Origin of the sequence: Streptomyces sp. NPDC048002, assembly GCF_040653275.1 — a bacterium.
Classification (GTDB): Bacteria; Actinomycetota; Actinomycetes; order Streptomycetales; family Streptomycetaceae; genus Streptomyces.
Genome location: NZ_JBEZNL010000047.1, coordinates 49,055 through 59,162 on the forward strand (window position 1 = coordinate 49,055; position 10,108 = coordinate 59,162).

At 71.3% G+C, this 10,108-nt stretch carries 10 protein-coding genes; 4 read left to right on the forward strand and 6 right to left on the reverse strand.

Annotated features, from left to right (window positions below):
- Positions 1 to 62: 62 nt before the first annotated feature.
- The gene (locus AB0E07_RS35160; protein ID WP_362261169.1) at positions 63 to 1,055 is read left to right on the forward strand and encodes a LacI family DNA-binding transcriptional regulator; all 993 of its coding nucleotides are present in this window, start codon (positions 63 to 65) and stop codon (positions 1,053 to 1,055) included.
- A gap of 161 nt (positions 1,056 to 1,216) precedes the next feature.
- Here the strand turns inward: AB0E07_RS35160 and gcvH are convergent, their stop codons facing one another.
- Positions 1,217 to 1,600 carry a glycine cleavage system protein GcvH gene (gene gcvH, locus AB0E07_RS35165; RefSeq protein ID WP_362261171.1) on the reverse strand — a complete coding sequence of 128 codons (384 nt, stop codon included), beginning with the start codon at positions 1,598 to 1,600 and terminating at the stop codon, positions 1,217 to 1,219.
- Positions 1,601 to 1,774: 174 nt separating this feature from the next.
- Complete coding sequence (locus AB0E07_RS35170) at positions 1,775 to 2,227, reverse strand: Lrp/AsnC family transcriptional regulator (protein WP_362261173.1); 453 nt, start codon at positions 2,225 to 2,227, stop codon at positions 1,775 to 1,777.
- A gap of 107 nt (positions 2,228 to 2,334) precedes the next feature.
- On the opposite strand from AB0E07_RS35170, the gene AB0E07_RS35175 reads away from it, so the two are divergent.
- Positions 2,335 to 3,294 carry an SMP-30/gluconolactonase/LRE family protein gene (locus AB0E07_RS35175; RefSeq protein ID WP_362261175.1) on the forward strand — a complete coding sequence of 320 codons (960 nt, stop codon included), beginning with the start codon at positions 2,335 to 2,337 and terminating at the stop codon, positions 3,292 to 3,294.
- 38 nt (positions 3,295 to 3,332) lie between these two features.
- Here AB0E07_RS35175 and AB0E07_RS35180 read toward each other — a convergent pair whose 3' ends face one another.
- Together AB0E07_RS35180 and AB0E07_RS35185 are read right to left on the reverse strand one after the other, a co-directional pair.
- A complete protein-coding gene (locus AB0E07_RS35180) occupies positions 3,333 to 3,770 on the reverse strand; it encodes a hypothetical protein (protein WP_362261177.1) in 438 nt (145 codons plus the stop codon).
- Between the two features lie 260 nt (positions 3,771 to 4,030).
- A complete protein-coding gene (locus AB0E07_RS35185; RefSeq protein ID WP_362261179.1) occupies positions 4,031 to 4,987 on the reverse strand; it encodes a helix-turn-helix domain-containing protein in 957 nt (318 codons plus the stop codon).
- Positions 4,988 to 5,057: 70 nt separating this feature from the next.
- Between AB0E07_RS35185 and AB0E07_RS35190 the strand changes: the two genes are divergently transcribed.
- Complete coding sequence (locus AB0E07_RS35190; protein ID WP_362261181.1) at positions 5,058 to 6,008, forward strand: NADP-dependent oxidoreductase; 951 nt, start codon at positions 5,058 to 5,060, stop codon at positions 6,006 to 6,008.
- A gap of 46 nt (positions 6,009 to 6,054) precedes the next feature.
- Here AB0E07_RS35190 and AB0E07_RS35195 read toward each other — a convergent pair whose 3' ends face one another.
- Positions 6,055 to 6,690 (reverse strand): DUF1345 domain-containing protein, encoded by a 636-nt coding sequence (locus AB0E07_RS35195; protein ID WP_362261183.1) that lies wholly within the window; start codon positions 6,688 to 6,690, stop codon positions 6,055 to 6,057.
- Complete coding sequence (locus tag AB0E07_RS35200) at positions 6,687 to 7,619, reverse strand: Dyp-type peroxidase (protein WP_362261185.1); 933 nt, start codon at positions 7,617 to 7,619, stop codon at positions 6,687 to 6,689. Before AB0E07_RS35200 ends, AB0E07_RS35195 begins: the two co-directional genes overlap by 4 nt.
- Positions 7,620 to 7,865: 246 nt before the next feature.
- Between AB0E07_RS35200 and AB0E07_RS35205 the strand changes: the two genes are divergently transcribed.
- Positions 7,866 to 9,980 (forward strand): LamG domain-containing protein, encoded by a 2,115-nt coding sequence (locus AB0E07_RS35205; protein ID WP_362261193.1) that lies wholly within the window; start codon positions 7,866 to 7,868, stop codon positions 9,978 to 9,980.
- Positions 9,981 to 10,108 lie beyond the last annotated feature (128 nt).

Sequence of the window (10,108 nt, forward strand, 5' to 3'; positions counted from 1 at the left end):
GGGCACGGTCAGGGAGCGGGAACGGGCCTGAAGTAGGGTGGCCCACGAAGGGAGCGTGTGCAGTGCAACAGCGGGTCACCATGGCCGATGTCGCCCGCGCGGCCGGTGTCTCCTCCGCGACGGTCTCCTACGTACTGTCGGGCAAGCGCCCCGTGGCGCCCGAGACCCGGGCCGCGGTGGAAGCCGCCATCGAGGAACTCTCCTTCACCGTCAACGCCACCGCGCGGAGCCTGCGCACGGGACGGTCCAGTCTCGTGGCGCTGATCGTGCCGGACATCGCCAACCCCTTCTTCGCTCAGCTCGCCGGGGCTCTCCAGGAGGAGCTGCGCGGTCTCGGACTGCATGTCGTCGTGTGCAGCACCCGCGCGCGCCGGGACGAGGAGAAGGCACTGCTGGCCGAGGCGGTGGACCAGCGTTTCGCGGGCGTCGTGATCACGCCCTTCCGTCTCAGGCCCCAGGACTTCCAGCCCGCCATCGACTCCGGGATGCCCCTGGTCGTCAGCGCCGACGTCTCCTTCGGCCCGGTCGACCTGGTGACCCCGGACGCCCGTGCCGCGACCCGCCGCGCCCTGGAACAGGTGACCGCCGCGCGGCGGCGCCGCATCGCCATGATCGCCGGCCCCCGGGACGCCACCGGGGGAGACCCCCGACTGGAGCACATCCGGTCCCTCGCCCCCCAGTTCGGCCTGTCGCTGCCGCACGAGCTGGTGGTCAGGGGCGAGCACACCCGGGAGGCGGGAGCGGAGGGGTTCGGCACGCTCATGAACCGCCGCTACCGTCCCGACGCGGTCTTCTGCGGCAATGACGTCATGGCCGTCGGCGCCCTGGACAAGGCGCACGACCTGGGCATCCACATTCCCGACGACGTCGCCCTGATCGGCCACGACGACGCCTCGTTCGCCTCACTGGTGCGCCCCCGGCTGACCACCATCCGCTATCCGGCCGCCGAGGTCGGCCGCACCGCCGCCCAGCTGCTCACCGAGCGGCTGGGCGGCCGCGACGTCCCCAAGACGGTCCACGTCAAGGCCGAGTTCGTGGCCCGCGCGTCCGTCTGAGCGGTCCGGCGGGACCGCAATGTCGCTGCCGGCCGGGCGCCCCCGCGAGCGGAGCCTCTTCGTCTCGGCCGCGTCGGCGGCCCTCCCGGACTGGCCGGCCCGGACGCCCGAGGCCCACTGACACGCGGGGGCGGCCGCGGTGGCTGCCCCCGCGATGCGCATCATTCGTCGATCGCCGCCCGGTAGCCTGCGGCGTCCAGGAGGTTGCCGAGTCCGTTCTTGTCGGAGGGGCGCAGCTTGAAGATCCACGCCTCGTAGGGCTCTTCGTTGATCAGCTCGGGGCTGTCCGAGAGCTCCTGGTTGACCGCGATGACCTCACCGCCGACCGGGGAGTAGATGTCCGACGCGGCCTTGACGGACTCGACCGTGCCCGCCGCGTCGCCGGCGTCGAACACCTTGCCGGCCTCGGCGAGTTCCACGAACACGATGTCGCCCAGGTTCTTCTGGGCGTGGTCGCTGATACCCACGGTCACGGTGCCGTCGGCCTCCAGGCGGGCCCATTCGTGCGATTCCGCGAACCGCAGGTCTGCCGGGATGTTGGTCATGCCTTGCCCTCAATCTCTGGTGGCTCCGGTGCACGGGCCGTTCACCTCGTGCGGTTGAAGTCCACCGTCATGATCGACAGCGGACGGGACGCCATGCCACGAAAGTCCCGCATTCATCCGAACGGGCGCGGGGGCGGCCGACGGGCCGACCGAGTCGCTTCCGGGGGAGCGGAGTTACTCCCGCTCCGCGGTGAGCGGCGACAGCGGGCGTTCGAAGAAGGTCTCCAGGACCACGGTGGCCCGGGTCCCGCTGACGCCGTCGATGGCGTAGATCCGGCGCAGCACGTCCTGCAGTTGCTCGGTCGTCGTGGTCCTGACCTTCACCAGCAGCGAGGCGCTGCCCGCGATGACGTGCGCCTCCATGATCTCGGGGAGTGCGGCGAAGTCCCGCGCGGAGTCACCCATCCATGACGTCGAGTCCACCATCACGTAGGCCAGGACGCCGCGGTCGACGGCGGTCGGGTCGACGTCGACGGTGGTGCGGCGGATGACGCCGCGTTCGCGCAGTTTCCTGACTCGCTCGTGGGCGGCGCCGGCGGACAGGCCGACGGCCTGTCCGAGTGCGGCGTAATGCTGGGTGGCATCCTGCTGGAGCTGTTCCAGCAACGCCCGGTCAATGTGATCCACAACTCTCCGTTCGGAATCAACTGGTCTGAGCAGTATGGCATCTTGCAGTATGCCGTTGAGGCCGATTCTGATTCGGTGAGCGGCAGGTTTCGTGAGGAGTGAGCCCCATGAGCGGCGAGCAGCTTGGGCTGTACGAGATGCTGGACGACCGGTTCCGCACGGGGAAGTGCATGAACGGCGACGACGCGCTGGAGGTCCTGTTCACCGGATGCCGCTGGGCCGAGGGCCCCGTGTACGTGCCCGCGTGGCGCCAGGTGGTCTGGAGCGACATCCCCAACGACCGGATGCTGCGTTGGGACGAGGAGACCGGCGCCGTCGGCGTCTTCCGTCGCTCCGCCGGCCACACCAACGGCAACACCCTGGACCGGGAGGGCCGGTTGATCACCTGCGAGCAGGGCAACCGACGGGTCACCCGGACCGAGCACGACGGAACCCTCACCGTGCTGGCCGACCGCTGGCAGGGCAAGCGGCTCAACAGCCCGAACGACGCGACCGTGAAGTCCGACGGATCGATCTGGTTCTCCGATCCGGACTTCGGTATCACCAGCGACTACGAGGGGTACCGCGCCGAGAGCGAGATCGGAGCCAACAACGTCTACCGGATCGACCCCGCGACCGGGGAGGTGCGCCTGGTCGCCGACTGCTTCGGGGCACCCAACGGCCTGGTCTTCTCCGCCGACGAGCGGCGGCTCTTCGTCTCCGACACCCGCGCGGGCCTCATCCGCGTCTTCGACGTGCGCGAGGACGGCACCCTGTCCGACGGGGAGGTCTTCGCGGAGGCGGCGCGCCGCGTCAAGGCCCGCTTCGACAACCTCCGCTTCGACGACGGCGGCCGCCTCTGGGTCGCCGCCATGGACGACGGCGTGCACTGCTACGACCCCGACGGCACCCTCATCGGCCGGCTCAACGTTCCCGAGGCGGTCGCCAACATCTCCTGGGGCGGCGCCAAACGCAACCGCCTCTTCCTCGCCGCGGAGACCAGCCTGTACTCGGTGGTCATGGGCAACACCGGCACGCATCCCACCGGACCGGGACACCGGCCCTGGCTGGACGCCACGCCCCGATGACGCCCCGCCCGCCGAGCGCTGCCCGGCGCCGCGAGCGGTCAGTCGGCTGCGAGCAGGTCGGAGAGGCTCACCGCGGGTCGGTCGAACAGGCCCGTCAGCGTGCGCCGTTGGCGCTCGGACAAGGGCACGACGAAGACCACCGCGTCGGCGTTCGTCCGCTCGCAGACCTGAGTCACCTCGCGGACCTTGCCGTAACTCAGCAGCGTCCGCGAGGAGTAGGGCAGGCCCATCTTCCGGACCCCGCCGTCCGAGACGCCCCGCCGCTGCACCAGGTGCGCGACGACTCGCGCGCCGCGCGCCACCAGTTCCCCGGCCGCCGATGCCATCAGCGCCTCGAAGTCCTTCCGCTTCGCGGAGAAGAGGCCGACCAGGACCACATCGGTGTCCGCGACGGCCGGCCGGTGTCCCAGGTGCCGGGCCGGTTCCGACGCCGCACGGCGCTCCGGGCACCGGTCGCGCCGGCGGGACTGCTGCATGCCGCACAGACTAGGGCGTGTTTTGAAAGTCCCGCCTGCCCTGCGGCGTCTGGCACGCACTCCCCCAGAGGGGGGACCCCCAGCCGCGTTGCCGAAACGCCCGAATAGCTCCGCTATGAGGGCGCTCCGGCGCCTTGCGATCGCACGCTCCCCCAGTCTCGGCTGCGCTCGACCGGGAGGTACCCCCACGACGCCGCAGGGCCCGCCCTTCGGGCGGACGACGGGACTTTCAAAACACGCCCTAGAGGACCCCCTTCCGCTCAGTGCGCCGGTGCGGTGGCACCGCGGAACGTGCGGCGGTAGGCCATCGGCGTCACACCGATGGCCGCGTGCAGGTGCTCGCGCAGGGAGGTCCCGGTGGCGAAGCCGACCTGGCCCGCGATGTCGTCGACGGCCAGATCGGTGGTCTCCAGGAGGAACTGCGCCCGCGTCACACGCTGCTGGATCACCCAGCGCCCCGGGCTCATGCCGACCTCCTCGTTGAAGCGGCGCGCGAAGGTGCGCAGGCTCATCCGGGCGTGCTCGGCGAGCTGGGCCAGCGACAGCGGCTCGTGCAGGTTCTCCAGCGCCCACTGACGGGTGGCCGAGGTGCCGCTCGTGGACGGCGGTGGCACGGGGTGCTCGATGTACTGGGCCTGGCCGCCGTCCCGCCAGGGAGGTACGACGCACACCCGGGCCACGTGGTTGGCGACCGCGGCGCCGTGATCACGGCGTACCAGGTGCAGGCAGACGTCCACACCGGAGGCGGCGCCCGCCGAGGTCAGGACGTCGCCGTCGTCCACGAACAGCACATCCGGGTCCAGCGCGACCGTCGGGTACCAGGACCGGAAGACGGCGGCGACGGACCAGTGCGTGGTCGCGGGCCGGCCTTCGAGCAGTCCGGCCGCCGCCAGCACGAACGCACCCGTGCAGATGGACACGATCCGGGTGCCGGGCCGGATCGCCGAGAGGGCCGAGACCGTTCCCGGCGGCAGCTCGCGGGAGATCCGGGAGAGGTCGAAGGGCGGCAGCACCACCGTGTCCGCCGTCGCGAGGGCCTCGGGACCGTGTTCCACCGTCACCGAGAAGTCGGCGTTGGTGGCGACGGGCCCGCCGTCGACGGAGCAGGTCAGGACCTCGTACCGGTCCTGGAGGGCGCCGAAGACCCGGCTCGGGATGCCCAGCTCGAAGGGGTAGGCGCCGTCCAGGGCCAGGACGACGACGCGGTGGACAGTCATGGCACGATCCCGTCGGAAGTTGGCATTCATGCCATGGTAGACCGTCGCGACACCGACGAGGCTGGAGCGCATGACGAACTCCACCACGATGCGCGCCATCAGCCAGGACACCTACGGCACCCCCGACGTCCTCACCCTGATCGAACTTCCCCGACCCGTCCCCGCTCCCGGCCAGATCCTCGTCGCCGTCCGGGCCGCGGGCCTCAACCCCACCGACTGGAAGCACCGCACCGCCGGCCTCTTCCTCGGCAGGCTGCCCCTCGTCCTCGGATGGGACGTGTCCGGCGTCGTCGAGGCCGTCGGCTTCGGCGTCACCCTCTTCAAGCCCGGCGACGAGGTCTTCGGGATGCTGCCCTACCCGCAGGGAGTCGGCTCCCACGCCGAGTACGTGACGGGCCCGGCCCGCGCCTTCACCGCCAAGCCCGCCGGCCTCGACCACACCCAGGCCGCCGCCCTGCCGCTCGCCGCGCTCACCTCCTACCAGGCGATCGTCGACACCGCCGAGGTCCGCGCCGGACAGCGGGTCCTGATCCACGCGGCCGCGGGCGGTGTCGGACACCTCGCCGTCCAGATCGCCAAGGCCCGCGGCGCCCACGTCATCGGCACCGCCAGCGCGCCCAAGCACGACTTCGTCCGCTCACTCGGCGCGGACGAGGTCATCGACTACCGCACCACCGACTTCCGCGACGCCGTCCAGGACATCGACATGGTGCTCGACCCGCTCGCCGGGGACACCCGCACCCGTTCCCTCGACGTCCTGCGCCCCGGCGGCACCCTCGTGTCGCTCCTGCCCGGTGCCGACCCCGAGGAGGCCGGGAAGGCCGCGGCACGCGGGATCCGCGTGGAGAACCTCCTCGTCGAGGCGGACCACGCCGGAATGCGAGCCGTCGCCGACCTCGCCGCCGCCGGCTCCCTGCGCGCCCACATCGAGGCCGTCTTCCCCCTCGCCGAGGCGGCGAAGGCCCATGCGCTGGGCGAGACGGGCCGCACGAGCGGCAAGATCGTGCTCACCGTTTCCTGAGCCGGACGGGCGACGCCCGACGCCCGATGCCCGATGACCGCCGGCCTCAGCCCGTGACGATGCCGGTGACCAGGTTGATGGTGGTGGCGAGGATGCTGACACCGAAGACGTACGACAGCAGACAGTGCCGCACCACCACGGAACGGAACGCCGACGTCGCGATGTTGGTGTCGGAGACCTGGTAGGTCATACCGAGGTTGTAGCTGAAGTACAGGAAGTCGCTGTACCGCGGTGGTTCCTTGGAGTTGAAGTCGATCCCGCCCTCGTCGGGCGAGTAGTACATGAACGCGTACCGCGTCGCGTACATGAGGTGCAGGGCCGACCACGCCATGAACACACCGCACAGCGCCGCGCCGGCCGCGGCGTGACTGTTGCTCCCCTTGCCGGCGAGGAGCAGCGCCACGATGCCCACCAGACCGCACAGCGCGGTGCTGACCACGGCGAGTTCCTCGGTGGCCGGCCGGAACTCCTCGCGGCGGGCGTTGCGACGGGTGGCCGCCGCGTCCATCGGCCACAGCGCGAGCCAGCCCACGGTGACGAACACCGTCTCGCTCGCGGCGATGGCGGCCAGTACGCCCAGCGGCGTGGTGGAGGCGAGGGCGACGGCGGTTCCCACCGCCGCGCCCACGACTGCGGCGCCCACCAGCCGGGGCACCGCGGCACGGAAGAGTCGCGCGATCACGGCGCGGCGGGGAGGTCGTCGAGGAAGTCGGCACTGGGCACGAAGAAGAGGCAGCCGGTCACGGCGCGGGAGAAGTCCAGGATGCGGTCCGTCGTGCCGGGCGGATCGCCGAGGAACATGTTGCGGAGCATGTGTTCGGTCACCGCCGGGGTGCGCGCGTACCCGATGAAGTACGTCCCGAACTCCCCGCTGCCGACCCGCCCGAACGGCATGTTGTCGCGCACGATCCGTTGCTCGTTCCCGTCGGCGTCGACGATCGTGTTGAGCGCGACGTGCGAGTCCGGGGGCTTGACGTCGTCGGGCATCTCGACGTTCGACGACTTGCTCCGCCCGATCGCCCGCTCCTGCTGCTCGACGGTGAGCGCCGACCATGCCGCGAGGTCGTGGACGTACTTCTGCACGATCGCGTAGCTGCCGCCGGTGAACCCCGGATCCTCGGCGCCGATGTGGACGACCTCCGGGGGCGCGGCGTCCGGAGGGTTCTCACTGCCGTCGACGAAGCCGAGAAGGTCCCGTTCGTCGAAGTACTTGAAGCCGTGCACCTCGTCCACGACACTCACCGAGCCGCCGAGCTGGTCCACGATCAGCCGGGCGAGTTCGAAGCACAGGTCCATGCGATGAGCGCGCAGATGGAAGAGCAGGTCACCGGGTGTGGCCGGGGCGTGGTGACGGGGGCCCTGGAGCGGCTCGAAGGGGTGCAGGTCGCGCGGGCGGGCCCCGCCGACGAGGCGGTCCCAGGCGGCGGAGCCGACGCCCACGACACAGGTCAGATGATCGTCCGGGGCGCGGAAGGCCACCGAGCGGCCGAGCCCGGCAAGATTCCGGAGCACCCCACGCACGGTGCTTTCACCGCCCGGGGCGACGGTGGCCACCAGAAAGACGGCGGCCCGGGCGGGCGGCGCGAGGACGGGCTGAGGTGCGGCGACCATACGACTCCCGGCGAAGCGAAAGCTGACGCAGCGGTCAAATCAGGCGTGATCACCGTATCCGGGTACGGAGGGCACCGCAGTCCGAGGGGTGGCGCCCGGTGGGCGGGCGGCCCACCGGAAATGCCTGGCACGGTTGTCGGTGCCCCCTGCTACCTTCATGCCGCACTCATGATCGACATGTCGCAAGTACGCATTGGGGAGCGGAACTTGAACAGCATCACCTGGACCCGAAGACGCGCACGCGCCGTGCTCTGCGGCAGTGTGGCGGCGCTGCTGGCCCTGACCGGCGGCACCGCGCACGCGGTCGACAACCTCCCGCCGAACCAGCCTCTCGCCAAGGACCTCCAGTCCGGCAGCAAAGGCTGCGGCACGGGCGAGGACACGGCCTACGTACCGACAGCACCCCGGCTCAGCGCCGTGCTCTACGACCCGGAGGAGGACAACCAGCCCTCCGAGTCCAGCCCGCTGAGCGCGGAGTTCGAAGCGTGGTGGACCGACGCGACAGGAACCGAACAGCGCCGCACCTACACCACCATCACCCTCTCGTCGGGTTCGCGCTTCGACTGGACCATGCCGAGTGACCTCCCGGCGAACACCCCCGTCTCCTGGCACGTGCGCGCCGACGACGGCGAGGCGCTCTCCCCGTGGAGCGACGAGGGCGACGCGACGGTCTGCTCCTTCGTGATCGACGACACCAACCCGGAGAAGGCGACCATCACCTCTCCGGAGTACCCCACCCCCGACGAGCAGTTCTGGGTGGACGGAGTGGGCGTCTACGGCCACTTCACGATCGACTCCCCGTCCGACGACGTGGTGTCCTACACCTACGGTTTCCTCGGCGGCCCCTATGACACCGTCTCCGCGCCGCAGCCCGGGGCGCCGGTGACACTCACCTACCTGCCGATCTCCTCCGGACCCAAGTGGCTGACGGTCCGGGCGATCGACCGTTCGGGCCGCAGCAGCTCGCAGACGCAGTACGACTTCGATGTGAAGTCCGGCCGCGGCCCGGTCGCCCACTGGAAGCTGGCTGACGCGGTGGGCTCCCGTACGGCCGCCGCGGAGACGGGCACCGCCGCCCGCGCCGGCACCGGCGTGACCTTCGGAGCACCCGCTCCCTCCGGTACCGGCGCCACCGCGACCGCCGCCCTCGACGGCAGCGGCCACGGCTTCCTCACCCCGGACGCCCCGGCCGCCGACATCCGCGAGACCTTCGCGGTGAGCGCCTGGGCGCGGCCCGCGGAGGCCGGCCGGACCATGACGGTGGCCAGCCAGGACACCGACGGCGGCCCCGGCTTCACCCTCGGCCTGCGCAACCGGGACGAGAGCCCCGTCTGGTCGTTCGCCATCGGGGACGCGCGGGTCTCCGGCGGCGCCCCCGAGACCGGCGAGTGGGCCCACCTGCTGGGCCTCTACGACGCGGAAACGGGCCGCGCGCACCTCTACGTCAACGGCCACGAGGTCGGCACGGCGGTCCAGGCGACTCCCGCGGAAGCGGCCGGCGCCTTCCAGGTGGGCCGCTCCCGCGGGGCCAACGGCTACCGCGACCGCTGGCACGGCGAGGTCGGCGACGTACAGGTCCACGACCGGGTCGTCGTACCGGCAGAGGTGGCCGAACTGGCGCTGCGCCGGCCCGAGCTGCTCGGCCACTGGTCACTGGAGACCGCGACGGAAGGCGCCAGCCCCGAGCAGTCGGGTGGCACACCGCTCACCCTGGGCGGCACGGCCTCGATCCACCGGGGCCCCGACGGATCCTGCTTGCCCGAAATCGACCCCGACTGCCCCTGGACGCCCTACGCCCTGGTCGGTGACGGCCACCTCACCCTGGACGGCGAGACCGGGTACGCGACGACCGGCGGCCCCCTCGTCGACACCTCCGACAGCTTCACCGTGGGGGTCGTCGTACGTCTCGCGGAGTCGCAGCCCACACGCCCCATGACCGTGCTCTCCCAGGCCGGGGAGCACACCGACGCCTTCAAGGTGCGCTACGAGCCCTCGGCGCACGCCTGGCAACTCGTGATGCCGGAGAAGGACGAAGCCGGAGCGCCGGAGAAGGTCGTGTCCCAGATCACCGGGGCCGACGGTGGCGAAGGCCAAGGTCACCGGCTCGCCGTGGTCTACGACGACGCCACCGACACGATCAAGCTGTACGCCGACGGCTGGACCCACGCCGGGGCGACGGCGACCCTCGCCGACGGCTGGCAGAGCGAGGGCCCGCTCCAGGTCGGGCGGGCCAAGGTCGGTGACGGCTGGGGCGAGTACCTCCGCGGTGACGTAGACGAGGTCCACGCGTTCTCCGGCGCGCTCAAGGACCGGGACATCAGCGCCCTGGGCAGCGGCACGGAGCCCTGCCTCTGCTCGTAACGCACCATGACCGGCCGGTGGGCTTGCCGGAGCGCTGCAGGACCAGATCACCGTCATGATGAGGGCGCTCCGGTCGCATCCCGAGCGCCCTCATTGTTTCTGGGCGCCGGTTGCGCCGGCATCCAGCG

Bases quoted from the DNA above. Each gene is read 5' to 3' on its own strand.
- gcvH (WP_362261171.1), bottom strand. From the start codon at position 1,600: ATGACCAACATCCCGGCAGACCTGCGGTTCGCGGAATCGCACGAATGG.
- AB0E07_RS35175 (WP_362261175.1), top strand. From the start codon at position 2,335: ATGAGCGGCGAGCAGCTTGGGCTGTACGAGATGCTGGACGACCGGTTC.
- AB0E07_RS35180 (WP_362261177.1), bottom strand. From the start codon at position 3,770: ATGCAGCAGTCCCGCCGGCGCGACCGGTGCCCGGAGCGCCGTGCGGCG.
- AB0E07_RS35185 (WP_362261179.1), bottom strand. From the start codon at position 4,987: ATGACTGTCCACCGCGTCGTCGTCCTGGCCCTGGACGGCGCCTACCCC.
- AB0E07_RS35190 (WP_362261181.1), top strand. From the start codon at position 5,058: ATGACGAACTCCACCACGATGCGCGCCATCAGCCAGGACACCTACGGC.
- AB0E07_RS35200 (WP_362261185.1), bottom strand. From the start codon at position 7,619: ATGGTCGCCGCACCTCAGCCCGTCCTCGCGCCGCCCGCCCGGGCCGCC.